Below are 17,067 nucleotides of genomic sequence, written 5' to 3' on the forward strand. Positions count from 1 at the left end.
TCCCCTTTAGTGTCGGGGCAACGTTTGAACCAGTGGGGTGAGAGTGTGGGGTTATCCAACCTGTCTTAATCCCCTTTAGTGTCGGGGCAACGTTTGAACAATCACCTATTGCTTTAAGACCGGATTGATCCTCGTCTTAATCCCCTTTAGTGTCGGGGCAACGTTTGAACAGTGCAGTGGCTGCAGCCAATCCTGACATAACCGTCTTAATCCCCTTTAGTGTCGGGGCAACGTTTGAACGACGATGCCACCTTAATGCTATCCCGCTTTAAGTCTTAATCCCCTTTAGTGTCGGGGCAACGTTTGAACGCTGCAGAAGTCTCCACAGGCATACTTGTCGTGTCTTAATCCCCTTTAGTGTCGGGGCAACGTTTGAACGCAATGTTCGGAGCAATGATCCTCGTCCTACTGTCTTAATCCCCTTTAGTGTCGGGGCAACGTTTGAACCTGATACCAAAGGCTGTAGGCAAGCCAGCGATGTCTTAATCCCCTTTAGTGTCGGGGCAACGTTTGAACGTCAAACGGTAGGTTTATCCACGTCGAAGGCCGTCTTAATCCCCTTTAGTGTCGGGGCAACGTTTGAACCTCCTAAGAAGGAAATAACATGAATATCAATGCGTCTTAATCCCCTTTAGTGTCGGGGCAACGTTTGAACATCAAAAAGCTGCGCGACGAGTTCGATAAGCAAGTCTTAATCCCCTTTAGTGTCGGGGCAACGTTTGAACTGACTGGAACCGTCCAGATGGTTGGAACGGAGGTCTTAATCCCCTTTAGTGTCGGGGCAACGTTTGAACCGGCTCCTGTGGGCTTTGTGTTCCATTTGACTGGTCTTAATCCCCTTTAGTGTCGGGGCAACGTTTGAACGCATACGCTGGGGCGCTGGGGTTAAGGTCTCTGTCTTAATCCCCTTTAGTGTCGGGGCAACGTTTGAACCTACGGACTGGGCTACGGCAGAAGATCTGGCCGGTCTTAATCCCCTTTAGTGTCGGGGCAACGTTTGAACCTGACAGTAATGGTCGGGTGTTCCGTTTGCCGAAGTCTTAATCCCCTTTAGTGTCGGGGCAACGTTTGAACTTAGTAAATGAGTCTGGCGTAGCAGTAAAAATTGGGTCTTAATCCCCTTTAGTGTCGGGGCAACGTTTGAACGCAGAAATATCCACAGGCATACTTGTTGTGGTGTCTTAATCCCCTTTAGTGTCGGGGCAACGTTTGAACTACCGCAATTAACCCGTAGAACAGGCGCAGCTTGTCTTAATCCCCTTTAGTGTCGGGGCAACGTTTGAACAAGGATGATGTTTAAGCTGGCCCTGATACTGCCGTCTTAATCCCCTTTAGTGTCGGGGCAACGTTTGAACTGCCAGCCTTCGCAATATGGATCAATGCGCGTGTCTTAATCCCCTTTAGTGTCGGGGCAACGTTTGAACTCTTGGTAATTATTACCGAACGCTGGGAGAAGGTCTTAATCCCCTTTAGTGTCGGGGCAACGTTTGAACGTAGCTCATTACGTGTACTAGCCGTGTGTCTAACGTCTTAATCCCCTTTAGTGTCGGGGCAACGTTTGAACATGCTCGGTCGAAAGGCCGGGCATTATTGCCTAGTCTTAATCCCCTTTAGTGTCGGGGCAACGTTTGAACCTTCAATCGATGGTGATGGCGGCGATACCGCAAGTCTTAATCCCCTTTAGTGTCGGGGCAACGTTTGAACGTAATAGCTGGTTCTTTCTTAGCCGGCACTGCAGGTCTTAATCCCCTTTAGTGTCGGGGCAACGTTTGAACTCTAGCACGTTTTTTTCTATATAAAAAACAAATACTTGCAAACGCTTTTTATTGATTACTTTTTAACCAATGAATTGGCTAATTTTTGTACAATTAAATTGTTAAAGAGCACCCTTACTATACTACTGTGTTGTATAAATTCAATTAATTATTTATACCGCCACCGCCAATAAAGGCGTTAAAGTAAAGCGTGGGTAACCACCAAAATACAGGCCTTGGGGCCAGGGGCTGCTGCCAAAAAAGTTAAAACAACATTCTTTATCTAACTTGTACACTCTTACATCGTCTTCATGCTTTTTTATCCGCTTTTCCAGCTCGGTTTTTAACGTTTGCCAGGCCGTTTTATTACCAACAAATAGGTAAACCGACTCTTGCAACATAAAGCTATAGCGCTTTAAATAACGATGTAACCGTGCCAGTCTTTTACGCTCACGAATATCGTAACTAATAACGTACCAGTGTTCGCAATTTGTCATGTCAACAGCTCCAGGCTAGGATAACCAGTGGGTTGTTTTAGCTGTTTAATTAACCAGCGCGCATTGGCGGCAAGTACCCGCCGGTAATGGGGTAACTGCTGGTCAAACAGTGGGTAAAATAGCAGGCGGCCTTCTTTGCCTAAAAAGCAGCCATCGGTGCGGGTTTTGCTAAAATGGCGACGATTTAACTGACCATTGGCCAGCGTTTGCACTAGCCATTGTTCAATTTTTGGTCTTAATGGCTCCATTAGATCACAAGCCAAAGATTGCCGGCTATAAGCCAACCGGTGATAAAACCCTAAGTCGGCATCCAAGCCGTATTTCTTGCATTGGCGCACCGCTTCCTGGTGCACCATGGTGTACGCAAAAGACAACAACGCATTAACCGGATCAGGCGGTGGCCGGCGGATCCGCTGCTCAAAACCCCAGGCGGGGTCAAGCTGCTGCCGCCAATAATGAAATAACCCTTTTTGAGCGCTTCCCTCCAAGCCACGAAGTTGCTCCTCGGTGTGACAACGCTGTAGGCTTTCGATGGCCATGGCCAGTTGTGCCAGCAGGCGATGCGAGCTGTCTGCCGCTATTACCCGCATGCTTACCCGAAATTTATGCAGACAAAACGCTTTAGCCAAGTGTAAACGTAATTCCGGTTCCAACTGCCAGGCATACTGCTGACAGCGGCGCAGTGCATATTGATGCGTGTCGGCATAGATGGCAAAACTGTGTTTCACATAGCGGTTATTCAGCACGACAAAATCAATACCTCGTTGGTATAACTGCCCTAGCAGCTGCGTAGTAAGCTGCACATTGTGCATACAAACCACTTTGGTAATGCGGCCTAATGGCAGTGTGCGCACCGGGCTTTCCGGCTGGCGCACCAACAAAAAATCAGTAACATATTCCAAGGCAATGTTATGTTTCTCTATCACCAACGTGCTCATAAGCCTACCTTAGCTAATGATAAAACAGTTATCAGATAGTGGCTGCAAACCAGTGCCAAGCTGCATACACTCGGTGTTTTGTGGCAGGCTAATTTGTAGCAACTGTTCACCGGGTGCCAGCAACGCCAGCAAAAGTTGCTGCAATTGCTGATGCTCTGGCTTGGCTAAGCGGCAATCAAATACTGAATCTTGGTACACATCTGCCACTTTACGCAGTTGCCGTAACGCTCGCCGGCGGTGTTTGTTATTGCTAATATCATAGGCATACAAACTATTTTTTAACCTTGGCATAACTTACTCCGGTACCACCAAAAAGCCCTGCAGTGTTGCCCCTAAAACATTAAGATCATCCAGGCTTAACTCTTTGCCACGTAAGCTGGCCGGCACCTCAACATTTAAGTGCACATAATAGGCGCCAATGGCATTTAATGCCGCAACCATCGGAATAGGCAAGGTGCCCACCACCGTGTCTCCCGGCGCTACGTCTGATAACGATAAATGTGTTTCCCAGCGCTCTATTAACACGCCTTGTTGTTTAATCCAATCGATAGCGCCGGGGTGGCGGCTAATAAAAAGCGTGGTCATAGCATGTGCTCCAGTAATTTTTCAGGATTATGCCGACAATCTTTTCAATAGTGTTTTTTACAAGTTTGTAAGCTGAGCTTAAGCACTAAGGTCTCCCCTTCACCAAGCCAAACGATGCGGCTGCGCTAAGCATTAAAGCAGGCGCAACTTGCCTTTGCTGTACTAAGCACAACCGCTATTTTTTAAATCTGGTTAAAACGGAATATCATCTTCGAAGTTATCAGGATAGGTATTATTCGTTGGGTTCGGTATCGACGATATAACGATAGCGGTAGCTTTTACCGCTATCGGTGGAGCAGAGAGCGTTGTTTGTTCGCTTGCTGTGTCGTCGCGTTTACCGAGTAATTGCATAGTGCCGTTAATATCGACGACAATCTCGGTGGTGTAACGGTCGATACCTTGCTGATCTTGCCATTTACGCGTTTGCAACTTACCTTCAATATATACTTGTTGGCCTTTTTTTAAATATTCTTGGGCAATTTCTGCCGTTTTACCAAACAGTACAACTTTATGCCACTCTGTCCGCTCTTGTGGCTCGCCAGAGTTTTTATCTTGCCAGCGCTCTGACGTTGCAATGGTTAATGTGGCCATCGCTTTACCCGATTGCATAGTGCGCACCTCGGGATCTTGGCCCAAATTTCCCAATACAATAACTTTATTCACACCACGTGTTGCCATATTTGTCTCCTTATTATTGACCTCTGTAACCTAACGTTAATGGTACATTTTTAAGTTACTGACAAACTTGTAAATAAATAAATGCTCTAGCTCAAAAGGTAACCTACTTCTATCAACGGAGGAGGTGACAGTGATAAAATTATCTATACAAAAAACTATTCGGCACTGCCCTGCCATCCATTATGTTTGGCATCTCACTCATATTGATAATTTACCCTCGATTTTTTTACGTGTCGGTGGCTTATTAAGTAAAAATTACTTAGCAAAGCAAGCTGCTTCGTTTACTGACATTTCTATGCCTGAAGCTCAGGCATGCCGTGAACGCAAACGGGTATTTGGTATTCCGCTACACGATTTTGTACCTACCTACATTTGCCAGCGTAACCCCATGATGTATGTCCGTAAATCGGATGCAAAAAATTTAGTCTGGCTAAAAATTGATGTAAGCAAATTAGCGGCGACCCAGTGCGCCACCACCGACCGTAATGCGGCAACTGCTGACGTACAGTTTTTCAAAGGTATTCAACCACAAGTACTGAACTGGGAAGTATTGCAGGCGGCAACGTGGTGCGATAAACCCGATGGCAAAGCACTGCGCTGTGCCGAGCTATTGGTGCGGGAACGTATTCCGCTTTCGGCTATTGTGTCGGCTGAAGTCGCTAATATTCACCTGCTTAATACACTGGAAGCTGAATTCAGTTTATTTGCAAGCTATAACCCTAAAGCCTTTTTTGCGGTAACATCATACCCACAGGAGATATGTTATGCCGATATCCGTTTTTAATGACAACATTTTCACCAGCAAGGCGCAAACTTTGGTTAATACCGTTAATTGCGAAGGTATTATGGGTGCCGGTATTGCCTTAGAATGTCGTTTGCGCTATCCCGATATGTTTAATCGTTACCAGCAATTTTGTGAACAAAAACAATTATACCCCGGCAAGTTGTGGCTTTATAAAGGCGACGATCGCTGGATATTAAACTTCCCAACCAAATTACAATGGAAACTGCCATCAAAACTGCAGTATCTGGAGCTTGGCTTTACCAATTTACTACAAACCTACCAGCAAAGAGGCATTACCAGCATTGCGTTGCCACTATTAGGCGCAGATCGCGGTGGCCTGGATAAACAGCAAGTATTGGCGTTAATGCAGCAACGTTTAGCCCCGCTGGCCGAGCATATTACTGTTGAAATTTACCTGTACCGGCCAGACGCGAAAGATGACCTGTTTAACCAGTTTGCCCATCAGTTAGGCCGACTTAATGCCGCACAACTAAAAGACCAAACCGGCATTTCCACACAGCGGCTGGAAACACTGCAGCATGCGGTGGTATCGGGCCGTTACGCGCAAATTAATCAGCTGGTTGAATTACCCGGTATTGGTTTAAAAACCCTAGAGCAAGTATTTCGTTTCTGCCAGCAACCGCCGCCAGAAAACATTAACTTGTTCTAACCCTAATCTAGAAAAAAAGCAGTTTTAATAGTACTCTGCAACATTAACACATAACCTAAAAGGAATTGTTATGACTGCGGTACTATTGCCTGCTGCCCCTACTGACCTACCCGAGCCTTTTCAACAGGCTCAGGCGCTTAACCTAAGCGGGCAGTCGCAGTCACTTGACGATGCTATTACCGCCATTAACATTGCCATAACGGCTACTGCGCCTGTTACTGCTTATTTGGGCAGTGTTAGCACGCCAGCGTTGTTTTGGTTTGCAGCCAAGCATGTTAGCCCAATGGCGCAACTCTGGTGTTATCAGCCTAACCAGCAGTGGCAAGAATTACTGTCGCTCGATAAGCTAAAGCAAACAGTACCTTCAGCACCCACAGCAACAGCACCCGCACCAAAACAAGAATTATTAGATACCGTGTTTCGCTTCCACGCTTGGGGTAAAGCAGAAGCCGAGCGCATATTGCTTGAAGCCAAAGAACAATTTGCGGCGCAGCCTGAGGCCATAATACTACTTGAAAAAATGGCCAGGCAAGGCTTACATGCCGAACAACTGGGGCAGGCACTGCAGAAAAAATGGCAAGCGGGTGAAGATGAAACGGTTATAAAAGCGTGGCTAAGCAAACTAGACAATCAGCCCGGCAAAATAAAACGTTATCTGCAAATTACCTTGAAAAAGCTAATTGATTATAAACAAAAACAACAGCAAAAATTTACCGAACGCAGCAGCTTTACGCTTACCTTGCCACAATATTCTTTAATCGGTTCATTACACCAACACAATTTACGGGCGCTGCCACCATCGCCCGAATGGACTTTGTTTATAGATGAAACGGGTAGCAGCTTTGATCAGAGTGCACTAGAACTTAACCTTAGCGATAAGCAGTTAGGTAAAATAGTTGCCCTGGCTTTACCGGCTAACACTACCCTGCCACCGCTTGAACAAGCCTGCCATGCCGTTACTTTACCGCACGAACAAGTGCAACAGTTGCTGGCACATGTGCTAAGCAGTAATAGTGGCGTGTTTGGCGCAACAGTGCACGATCTTACCACCTACAGCTGGATTGGTGCCATAGCCAAACTTACCCGCTGGGCACTATTAATGCTACCAATTGCCGGCAGTGCAAGGGTAAAAATAGTGGTAGAGCAACGCGCACCCTATGCCGATACGCGCCAGCTTAACGCCTTTTGCGATACGTTAGAAAACGAGCTTAAACTGCTGGCACCTACCCGTTTTGCTCAGCTGCATTTAAGTATTGAAATAATGCAAAAGGATAACCGCTACAACGGTTATGTCGATGCTATCGCGAATATTTGGGGAAGCCCTGATCCGATTAAACGCAAAATGCTGAATCGAACTGGCTGGCGCAACCACTGCCTGCTGGAAAATAGTGATTTGGACAGCATTGAACGTTTTTACCAGCGGGTGAGCTACCAAGATACGCTGTCCCCGACAGACTGGTTTGAGTTATGCAGCTTAGCCGCGCAAGAACCTGAACATTCGTTGCTACACTTTTTATCAGCGCAACATCAACAAAAAGCCCGGGAAGATCTGGTTTTATGGCAACACTATTTAAAAGAAGCACAGTACCGTGCTGCCACCAAAAACTTCACTCCGGCCAGTTTACGGCAAGCACTAACATGGCTGCAAGTGGCTAATAACCAACAAAATTTACCACCAGCACTTGAGCTGCAACAGCGGGCATTGCAATTGGCCGCAGACAATCATTTTGGGCAGGCCGATGCAGAAAATGCCAAAACCATTTTAAAAATGGCCAAACAACTGCGGGACGAAATACCCGCAGAAGCGTGTGAAGCCGCACTGCGGGTAGCCACCAGTGCCACTCACTTTATGGACTTCAGCACAGCAGTGCCCTATTTACAAAATTGGCTACAGCAGCCGCTTGCCGTGCCAGGTTTACTTAACCATGGCAAACTGCACTCTAGCCTGGGCCAACTGGCAGCATTTCGGCAAGATTACGTTGTTGCACAACAATATTTTACTGCGGCTGTCAGTACCTTTGAAAAACTATCTGAACAAACTCAGGTACAAAAAGATATTACACAAACCCGTACTTATCAGGTGTTAGCCTGGCTAGATGAGGGAAACCCAAAAGCCGAGCAGGCCGTTATTGCTATATTAGCCTTGGGCGAAACGCCCCATAGCAGCGAGCACTTTATTAAATTGGCCCGCAGTGGCGACAGCCAACGTTTCGGGCAGTATTTATTACTACGCTGGCTTATCGCCAACCCGGGCCGCCAAGCCGAGCGCACGAGTTATTTGCAACGCGCAGACAATTGGCAAACAGGAGAAGGCCACCCCTGGATGCTAATTAACGCTTATCGGGCCTGGTTATTAGCCAATAACGCACAACCCGATATGGCAAAAGGTTATTTACAGCACGCTATCGACGACTGTGTAGCCGCAGGCAGCACCTTATTAACCTGGATGGGGCATGTACTGCATGCTCTAGGGCAAAGCCTGGGGCTTAATTGCAGCATTGAACCCGCCCCAAGCTGGCCAGCCTATTTACCATCAGCACAATTGCCTAAGCTAGCGGCAGCCAACCAGCACCATCAACTGGGGCTGTTACAACAACTGCTGCCTTTTAACTTTCACTAGCGGTATCTAACGGTATATATACAAACTTGTTAGTCGCAATATGCGTTAAAAATCAAATAAACTGGCCTGGTAAAAACCCAGTAAATTTTTAAGGAATAATAAATGAGCCAACCAAATAAAACCTTGTTGCTAGCAGTTACTGGCATGTCACCACAAGTGGTAACAGAAACCTTATATGCTATTTATCAACAAGGCTTAGAGTGGCCAGATAAGATTGAAATTATTACTACCTCTGTTGGTAAAGAACAGGCCAGCCTTAATCTTATTACCGATGGTAAACTACGTGCCTTATGTGACGAATATCAGCTAAGCATGCCGCACTTCACTGAAGAGTCTATTCATGTTATTCCCGATGCCAATGGAGTACTGGTAACCGATGCCAGAACGCTGGAAGATCAGGAAGCCTTAGCCGACTTTATTGTAAAAACAGTAGCTGATCGCGCACAGGACAATAACACCCGCATTCATGCTTCAATTGCAGGTGGCCGTAAAACCATGACGTTTTTTTTAGGCTATGCCATGTCTATTTTTGGCCGCGAGTTCGACCGGTTAAGCCATGTTTTAGTCTCTGAGCAGTTCGAGTCTAACCCGCAGTTTTATTATCCAACGTTAAAGCCTAAAACAATTCAGGGACGCGATAACATTACGCTTGATTGCAGTAAAGCCGAGGTGATGTTAGCCGAAATTCCACTGATCAGCCAACGCATGATTAACCCGAAAATGGTTAATGAATTTAGTCAGTTTAGCTACAACGACATTGTTAATGCCATACAACTGGTCAACCGACCAGATCAGGTAAAACTGGAACTGATATTTGACCAGGAAAACCCGAGAATTGTGTTTGGTGCTAAAGAAATTACGTTTAACAACCGCAAAGCCGACTTTGCCATGCTGGCTGTCTTTGCTAGGGCCAAAGTAAATAATGAGCCAGGTTATTACCGCCAGAGTGGCAGAAAAAACGCACCCAGTTTTACCCATAATTTACTAAAAGAATTGTGCCAGTTAGAGCATAAAAAATTTGATTTGCATAACATTGACGACATGCTAGAAAACTTAAGCATTAACGGTGCCTTAGATAGCAAAACGGCAGAAGCACTTAAACGCACGCGTGAGAAAGAATTTGACGAACACGGCTTTAGCGATAAGCGTAATAGCTTACAAAAATTACTAAGCAGTGCTTTACCAAAAGCCGCCGTTAACCTTTTGGTACCGCAAACCTCTGGCCAAAATAATCCTTACCACATTCAAATTCCGGCAGCCAATATTTCTTTTAGCGGCATTAAAGGCGCGCAATAATGCAAAAATACTTAATCAGCTTTTTAGGCCGTAGCCCAAAGCGGGACGGCAGTTACCGTACTACGGTTTATCAAATGCCCGAAGGGCCAAGTCAACCGCTGGCTTATTTTGGCTACCTGCTAAAACAACGCTTTAAGCCTGACTGCATGGTCATTTTGGGCACTAGTGGCAGTATGTGGGACGGCTTGCTGGACGAAATGGACATTCCTAAAGACATTAAAACGCCGCTTATTGAGTATTTAATGGAAGCGGTTGACCAGCAACAGGTTAGCCAAGTAATGCTGGAAAAAGTGATGGCCGCCATCAACCCACACAGCACTTGTCAGTACCAGCTCTTGCTTATTCCCTTTGCCCGAACTGAAGCTGAACAGTTAGCCATGCTGCAGATTGTTGCCTCTGCTATACCAGAGCAAGCTGAAGTGTTATTAGATATTACGCATAGCTTCAGGCACTTGCCCATGATGGCTTATGCCGCAATACAGTATTTGCAAGTAATAAAACCGCAGGTGCTGGTAACGCAAATTTACTATGGTGAATATAACGAAGACACCAAAAAAGGACAGCTGATTGACTTGTCTGGCTTGCTGCATATTCAGCAATGGTTAAATGCCGCTACCTTAGCAAACCATACCGGTGATCTGACTGAAGTGGCCCATTTATTAAGTAATACCGGCATTGGCCCCGACTTAGCCAAAGCCAGCTTTTATATGAGTGTGCACCGTTCTGATCAGGCGCGTAGCCCGCTTAAAAAAGTACGGCAAGCGCTCAATGAAGAAATACTTGATGGCGCAGCCGCATTATTAAAACCGGTATTAATGCAAAAAACCGAATGGGTTAATGAAAGTTATATTTATCAGCGGCAAAGCGCACAAGCCTTAGACGCGATGGCGCGAAAAGACTATTTACGAACCAGTGTCTATGCTTTTGAGGCCTATCTCACCCGAAAAGTGAAAGAAAGTGGTGCTCAGCCGGGCCAAGAGGGTAATTTTCAAATTCGTAAAGAATTACAAAAGTCTCTGGATGACGATAAAATCTTCCGAAAAACAGCAGAAGGTGAAGCCTATATTTTGCTAAGAAACCTGCGTAATGCGCTGGCCCATGGCGGTGCCGGTACTCAGGTAGAGGTGCAGCAACTATTAAATGATCAAACTAAACTAGACACTAAACTGCACCAGGTACTTTGCTTACTACTAAACGAATAACCGCTTACAGTGCCAGCCACTGACAAACTTGTCATAACCCGACGCCTATTGCACCTGATTTACAATACGCACCTCAACCATACAGAGGTGCGAACATCATGTTGCAATGGGCTTTATCAAGACCTGTTTACCACTTAATAGAAAGCTTAGTCGATGCTTGCCGTGATGCTGTGCAGCCACTACCGGGCTCAGTAGTGTATTGCGACCTGGCTTTTGGCTTTGCCGAGCATACTGGCATTTATTTGGGTGGCGGACGCATCGCGCATTTAAATGGTAATGGCATTATTGAAAGTGTTGATCAGCATGATTTTGTAAAGGGTACCCCTAGCATCCGCATTGTGGTTTCTGCCCGCAATACTTCAGCCGTGGGTTGTGGCAAGGTAGCCGAACGAGCCCGTACAATGCTGGGCAGCCGTCGCCGCTATAACTTTATACTGAATAACTGTCATCAGTTTACTGCGGGTTGTTTAACCGGTGACGTTGAAAATGCCAATAGTTTTTTGTGGATGGTTAAGTTCGAAGCAGAGAAAAAACTGCGTGCCGATTCTTGGCGAGCGTGGCGTTAATTACGACAGTAAGAGCCTCAGATTTATATACAAACTTGTGTACCCTCTTTAATAAAAAAAAACCGATAACATAACCTTTGAATTGCAGCACAAACAACCACCACTGGAGAACAGAATATGAGCATTCAAAAAATATTTGCTTTAGGTATTGCCGCGAATGAATTATCAAAAAAAATTACCCGTAGCAGTAAGCGCAGCGTGGGCAGAACGGCGGTGGCTTCCGGGACGGGTGCCGTTTTAGGCATGGCCGCTGCGGGCACGCTTGCGGCAGGTGCCGTAGCACTAGGTACCGCCACCGCCCCCATTACAGTGCCTTTGGCCGTAGGAAGCGCCCTGGTTGCCGGCATTGCCAGCTTATTTGATTAGCGAAAGGAGTCGCTAATGTTACGCGCCATGGAAGGCTTTTATAAAATGCATTATAACGATGCACATTTATGAATTTAATGCTTTTATTTTTGCAGAACTGTATTTAAGCTGCGTTTAATAATGTACTGCAAGGGTTAAAGCATGCTACTGATCAATTTCGAGCAATTTTGCCAGCAAGAGCATTGGCAACATCAACCTTATTTACCACTTAACACGGTGCAGCCAAACCCCGACTTTGCGCTTTGGCAACGCTGGCTGTTACGCAAAACGCTAAGCCATGACCAGCTAGCGCAGTTTCCTGCTGCTGCGGTTGCGTTACATCAAGGCTGGCAGCAATATCATTTAGGGGAATATACCAACGCATTTAATGCCTTTAGTACCTGCTTATTGCACACTGCAACTAACTGGCCGGCAATAAACTTGGATGCCGCCTTAGGGATATGCCGTTTGTATACTCGAACCGGCCACTGGCTTCACGCCAGGCACTGGGGCCTGTATGCCTTGCAATTGTCCAGGCAACACAATCGGCTGTTTGACATTAGCCGCAGCTTTAATGTCTTAGGTGATGTGTTCTGCCGCGCAGGCCATACCCAATTGGCACATGTTTTTTTAATGACTTCGGCTAATGTACTTCCGCAAGGTTCAGTGCATAAAGCAAGGCATTATAATAGTTTAGCCACTACCCTGCTCCGCCAGAAAGCACTATTACGAGCTGAAGCGGTATTAATGAATAGCTTGTATCTGGCAAAAGATACCGAAGATACTGACAGTATTTGGCATGCGTTGGCCCGTTTACAATGGTTATATCTTGAAATAGCTCCGGGCGTAAAAGTAACGGCACGTTTTTCGGCCGTATTACCAGCCGAGCAAACACCTGTTGCTTTATCTTATATTGAGTTAGCACTGGCAGCCATGGCCCTTAATCAACACGATGAGGCCAGTGCCAGCCAGTTACTACTTAGTGCTGCCAAGCGAACTTCTGCCGCATTTCCGGTGGAATCAGCCTGGTTTGCCAGATGCGCCGGCCTGAACATTAGCCCGGCTACAACAGCTTTTTTAAACTTACCCAAACAGCTGCCCGACACCAGCTTAAGCACCACAGTATTTGATCAAAGCTGGCTAAATGCACCGCTGGCTAATGAGCAATTAAATTGGTTAACCCAACGTCCTGCGCCGCTTTCAGCACAGCGGTTATTGCATGAACGTCAATATTTTTTTATATAAGGACAGCCTATGAAAAGTGTAATCGTTACCGGCGCAGGGGGTGGTATGGGCCAAGCCACGGTTAGTTTATTAGCTGAGCAAGGTTGGCATGTTTTGGCTATTGACCGTAATGCCGACAGAGTAAGCTGCTTTGCCAACAATGCTCAAGTAAGCACCTTAGTGGTTGATCTAAGTGATCAAGCGCTGGTTTCTTTAGTGACAACGGCCATTGCCACCTTGCCGCCTTTACAAGGCTTGGTAAACATGGCTGGCGTGTCGGTTGGCGCACCCATCTGTGACCTAACCCAGGCAGCCTGGCAAGCCGCTTTTGCCACCAATGTAGATGCACCCATGCTCCTTACTCAATTAGCCGCAAACGTTATGCCGCAAGGCAGTAGTATCGTCAATATTGGCTCGCCGGTGGGTATTGTAGGTGCCAACAAACCCAGTTACGCTGCCAGCAAGGCCGCCTTGCATGGTTTAACCATGAGCTGCGCCCGCAACCTTGGCCCTTTGGGTATTAGAGTAAACCTATTATTACCCGGCCCCACTATTACCTGCATGACCAATGACTGGCCACAAAGCCGGCGAGATAGTATTGCCCAAGGCACCTTTTTAAAGCGTTTATGTACCCCGGAAGAAGTTGCTAATACCATCAGTTTTTTACTGAGCCCACAAGCCAGTTATTTTACCGGTAGTGTTTTGGATATGACGGCTGGCAGTTTATGGGGCCACTAATGCTGGGTAAACTATGTTGAGTAAACCATATTGAGCACACTAAAATGAAAACAATAAAATTAGGCTTAATTGGCCTGGGCAATCAGGGGCGGGAACATTTAAGTGCCGTAACAGCTGCTGCAGATATTCAGTTTATTTGTGGCTATGATCCCGCTGCCGATGCAGCAAAGTTGGCACAACAGATTCAACCGGGTTTAGCCTGCGTAGCAAACATTGCCGATATGCAACATTACCCGCTAGATGGCATTGTGCTGGCATTACCACACTTTGTGTATGACACGCTTTGGCCAGAGCTTTTAAGGCTAAAGCTACCTATGCTAAAAGAAAAACCATTAGGCCGCAACTTAGATGAAGCCATGCGTTTATTAGCACAAGCAAAACACGCAGCCTGCCCACTGCAAACGGCTATTCAGCGTCGCCACCACCCCAGTTACCAGTTTTTAAAAGCACAACTACAGCATTCGCATTGCCATATTAGCGAAGCGCATGCCCAGTTACATTTAGGCTTTAGCCGGTTAGGACAAACTGAAAGCTGGCGTACAGAAAAACAATTATCTGGCGGTGGTGCTTTACTTGATGCCGGTTACCACATGGTAGATTTATTACATTATATGTTGGGTAGTTTTGATATTGTTTCAGCAGCGCTATGGCAAAATGGCCAGCTATGCCAACAACAACAAGTGGAAGACCAAGTGCTGCTATTAGCACGAAACAGCCAGTGCTGGCTAACGTTAGACGCCCAAATATATTCCGATATTAAACAAGAAAGCTTAATGGTTCAAACCAACCAGGGCCATTATAAAGCAGACCGCTCTGGCGTATGGCATAACGATAACGCCATTTTTACTGCTGATAAACAATGGCAACAAGCCATGCAAGCGCAACTGCGACAGTTTGCCAGTAATATTAGCCAACAGCTTTGGCATGACACGTTAATTTGGGATCAAATACCCGCTATGCGGGTAATAGAAGATGCTTACCACCTTGCGCAGCGCCTGTAACACTGGCTATGGCAAAATGGTAAAATGGTAAAATGGTAAACGACAATAGGCTTTGGTTAATAAATTAAGGAAAGTAGCATGCCGATAAAAGTAAGTGCCTATACCGTTTTTTGCCCACATTGTCACTGGAAACAAACCTGGAAGCCCAGCAGTGACTGTTTGCCGCAGGTAGCAAAACCAGAGCACTGCCCTTGCTGTAATCATGGCGGGGTGCAAAGCAGAACACCTACCTTACTTGAGCTGCTTTTTAACAGTAAACGTTGCTAACACACTACATCACTGCAGCTAAGCGTTACGTTATGCTTGCTAGGCGAAGGCATATTAAGGGCATATTAACGCGGCAGCGCGAGTTAACGCTTAAGGGCTGCACTTTATATCGCCGTGCCGTATAGTAGCTGTTATTTAAACTTACCTTTATTTATTATGCCCAAACCAATAGCGTTATTAATTCCTATCTCCGAGCATAATATTGCCCAGCTGTATAACTGCCTTACCACCAAGGCAGATGCGGTAGTGTTAATGGCCTCTAGCCATTTCGCCACTAGCCGCAGCCGTTTTTGTACGGTATTAAATGCATTACAACCGGGCATTACCATTATTGAATTAGATTTACCCGAAGATGCCGAAAATTATATGGCGTTACACCATTTTGCTTTGCACCACCTACAGCCGTTAAGTACCACTTATCAGCTGGAGCTAAATGGCACGGGCGGCACTAAAGTGATACCGCTGGCCTTTATCGACAGCGTAACCATTGGCAAAGTGTATTATAAAGGGCAACAGCATACTCATTTACAATGCTGGCAACCCGGCAAACCCAATAGCTACCATGAACTGGCGTTGCATGCCCCGATAAGCGCCGATAAAGCCCTGGCGCTATATGTCAGTAAAACGGTGCCAGGCAACCCGCGCGCTAACCCATTTGAGCAAGATAAAACCGCTTTATGCTTAGCGGCTAGCATGTGGCAGCAATACGCAGACCCAACATCGCCAATGCATTGGCTGGCGGCGCAACTGGCTCAATCAGCCTGGGCAGACAAAACTAACCCGTCAACTAGTGTTAACTTAACCATTCCGCCAGAGCAGCTTAATAACCCCGACTGGCAAGCATGGTTTCAAGGTTTATCCACCTTCTCCCAAGCGCAACTAGTGCTAGTGCAAAACAGTATTGTGGTGCAAAACAGTCATCGTACCGCCAGTTTGGCTTATCAGTTTAAACGCTGGCTCAGTGGCGATTGGCTGGAGCAGTTGGTACAAAGTTGGTTACGTGAGCAATTTGCTGCAGATCAATTATTGTGCGGGGTAAAACCGTCTGGTAGCGGTGAGCAAGGTGACTCGCGTGAACTGGACTTTATTTGTTTTCATAACACTGCAGGTTATGTTATTGAAACCAAAGTAACCACCGAGCCCGGCCAGTCGGCCAATAAAATGGTGCAACAACTAATTAGCCTTGCCGAAAACTTTGGCAAACTGCGTAAAGTGCTGTTACTCAGCCCGCTATTTTTTCAACAAAAGCCTGATGCACATGCGCTGGAACAATTTAAAAAGTATTGTAAAGGCCACAACGTAACACTGTGCCACGATAAAAACTCGCTGCTTTCTCTCTTCAAATAAGGCGTTAGCATGCAAATGTGTTACGGTTAAAAACAACGCAAACCTCTGTGCACTAGGGTGGTGTGTTGTCGTGTTTATCGGGTAAATGGTCACACTGACCGTAGACATTTTCAGGTTTTGATGGCTTTTGTTGTAACAGCCGCCTTTGCTGCTCAACATCGTCCCAACCAATAATAATGCCACCAAAAATACACAACAATAAAATGATAAGAAGAAAGGTTGGTGTTATATCGGCTATAAAGTATAAAAAAGCGTCCATCGTTCACCTTCTATTTTAAAATATTGTTTTATCGTACTGCACCAATAACATTCAGCACATCTTAATTTCCCTTAACCTATTCACTTATGCGGCGGCTTAATCCTAAGGGCCAACAATAACGGCACCACGCCTGCTCCTGCAGCGTGGTCGGGGTAATGTTTGAACGGCAAGCTTGTGTCAATGGGGCTGTACGTAAAGTCTTAATCCCCTTTAGTGTATTCACCGCGTCCTGCGGCTCACCCCTTCGGGGCCAGCTAAAGCTGTTCCACGCCTGCTCCTGCAGCGTGGTCGGGGCA

At 46.2% G+C, this 17,067-nt stretch carries 17 protein-coding genes and 1 CRISPR repeat array; of the genes, 11 read left to right on the forward strand and 6 right to left on the reverse strand.

The features are described 5' to 3' along the window. Positions 1–1,775: direct repeats of the CRISPR family, unit length 30 nt; unit sequence TCCCCTTTAGTGTCGGGGCAACGTTTGAAC. A gap of 152 nt (positions 1,776–1,927) precedes the next feature. From cas2 to ssb, 5 genes are all read right to left on the reverse strand, one after another. Continuing rightward, positions 1,928–2,251, reverse strand: a complete 324-nt coding sequence (cas2, locus tag VT06_RS15740) for a CRISPR-associated endonuclease Cas2 (RefSeq protein ID WP_052750316.1) — start codon at positions 2,249–2,251, stop codon at positions 1,928–1,930. After that, the gene (gene cas1 / locus VT06_RS17650; protein ID WP_052750317.1) at positions 2,248–3,189 is read right to left on the reverse strand and encodes a CRISPR-associated endonuclease Cas1; all 942 of its coding nucleotides are present in this window, start codon (positions 3,187–3,189) and stop codon (positions 2,248–2,250) included. Before cas1 ends, cas2 begins: the two co-directional genes overlap by 4 nt. 9 nt (positions 3,190–3,198) lie before the next feature. Beyond that, complete coding sequence (locus tag VT06_RS15750) at positions 3,199–3,480, reverse strand: CRISPR-associated endonuclease Cas2 (RefSeq protein ID WP_046555288.1); 282 nt, start codon at positions 3,478–3,480, stop codon at positions 3,199–3,201. Between the two features lie 3 nt (positions 3,481–3,483). Next, positions 3,484–3,774, reverse strand: coding sequence for a CRISPR-associated protein Csx16 (gene csx16, locus VT06_RS15755; RefSeq protein ID WP_046555289.1), 291 nt, complete (start codon positions 3,772–3,774; stop codon positions 3,484–3,486). 192 nt (positions 3,775–3,966) lie between these two features. After that, a complete protein-coding gene (gene ssb, locus VT06_RS15760; protein ID WP_046555290.1) occupies positions 3,967–4,452 on the reverse strand; it encodes a single-stranded DNA-binding protein in 486 nt (161 codons plus the stop codon). 130 nt (positions 4,453–4,582) lie between these two features. Between ssb and VT06_RS17655 the strand changes: the two genes are divergently transcribed. The 11 genes from VT06_RS17655 (at position 4,583) to VT06_RS15820 (ending at position 16,512) form a co-directional block, all read left to right on the forward strand. Then, positions 4,583–5,236 (forward strand): DUF4433 domain-containing protein, encoded by a 654-nt coding sequence (locus VT06_RS17655; protein WP_052750318.1) that lies wholly within the window; start codon positions 4,583–4,585, stop codon positions 5,234–5,236. Next, a complete protein-coding gene (locus VT06_RS15770; protein ID WP_046555291.1) occupies positions 5,217–5,906 on the forward strand; it encodes a macro domain-containing protein in 690 nt (229 codons plus the stop codon). Before VT06_RS17655 ends, VT06_RS15770 begins: the two co-directional genes overlap by 20 nt. A gap of 70 nt (positions 5,907–5,976) precedes the next feature. Further along, on the forward strand, positions 5,977–8,526 hold the full coding sequence (locus tag VT06_RS15775) for a hypothetical protein (RefSeq protein WP_046555292.1): 2,550 nt from the start codon (positions 5,977–5,979) through the stop codon (positions 8,524–8,526). Between the two features lie 102 nt (positions 8,527–8,628). After that, positions 8,629–9,822 carry a CRISPR-associated ring nuclease Csm6 gene (csm6, locus tag VT06_RS17660; RefSeq protein WP_052750319.1) on the forward strand — a complete coding sequence of 398 codons (1,194 nt, stop codon included), beginning with the start codon at positions 8,629–8,631 and terminating at the stop codon, positions 9,820–9,822. Then, entirely contained in the window at positions 9,822–11,024 is a 1,203-nt protein-coding gene (gene csx2, locus VT06_RS15785; RefSeq protein ID WP_046555293.1) for a TIGR02221 family CRISPR-associated protein, read from the forward strand. The genes csm6 and csx2 overlap by 1 nt, the downstream gene beginning before the upstream one ends. A 98-nt stretch (positions 11,025–11,122) precedes the next feature. After that, positions 11,123–11,590 carry a lecithin retinol acyltransferase family protein gene (locus VT06_RS15790; protein WP_052750320.1) on the forward strand — a complete coding sequence of 156 codons (468 nt, stop codon included), beginning with the start codon at positions 11,123–11,125 and terminating at the stop codon, positions 11,588–11,590. Between the two features lie 117 nt (positions 11,591–11,707). After that, complete coding sequence (locus VT06_RS15795) at positions 11,708–11,956, forward strand: hypothetical protein (protein WP_046555294.1); 249 nt, start codon at positions 11,708–11,710, stop codon at positions 11,954–11,956. A 141-nt stretch (positions 11,957–12,097) separates the two neighbouring features. Continuing rightward, positions 12,098–13,180 (forward strand): hypothetical protein, encoded by a 1,083-nt coding sequence (locus tag VT06_RS15800; protein ID WP_046555295.1) that lies wholly within the window; start codon positions 12,098–12,100, stop codon positions 13,178–13,180. A gap of 9 nt (positions 13,181–13,189) precedes the next feature. After that, the gene (locus tag VT06_RS15805) at positions 13,190–13,897 is read left to right on the forward strand and encodes an SDR family NAD(P)-dependent oxidoreductase (protein WP_046555296.1); all 708 of its coding nucleotides are present in this window, start codon (positions 13,190–13,192) and stop codon (positions 13,895–13,897) included. Between the two features lie 44 nt (positions 13,898–13,941). Next, on the forward strand, positions 13,942–14,898 hold the full coding sequence (locus VT06_RS15810; RefSeq protein WP_046555297.1) for a Gfo/Idh/MocA family protein: 957 nt from the start codon (positions 13,942–13,944) through the stop codon (positions 14,896–14,898). Positions 14,899–15,321: 423 nt separating this feature from the next. Next, entirely contained in the window at positions 15,322–16,512 is a 1,191-nt protein-coding gene (locus VT06_RS15820) for a DUF1887 family protein (protein ID WP_152659045.1), read from the forward strand. A 52-nt stretch (positions 16,513–16,564) separates the two neighbouring features. Here the strand turns inward: VT06_RS15820 and VT06_RS15825 are convergent, their stop codons facing one another. After that, positions 16,565–16,771: a hypothetical protein gene (locus VT06_RS15825; protein WP_046555300.1), complete on the reverse strand. Its 207-nt coding sequence runs from the start codon at positions 16,769–16,771 to the stop codon at positions 16,565–16,567. Between the last annotated feature and the right edge of the window lie 296 nt (positions 16,772–17,067).

This window comes from Arsukibacterium sp. MJ3 (assembly GCF_000987765.1).
GTDB lineage: Bacteria > Pseudomonadota > Gammaproteobacteria > Enterobacterales > Alteromonadaceae > Alishewanella.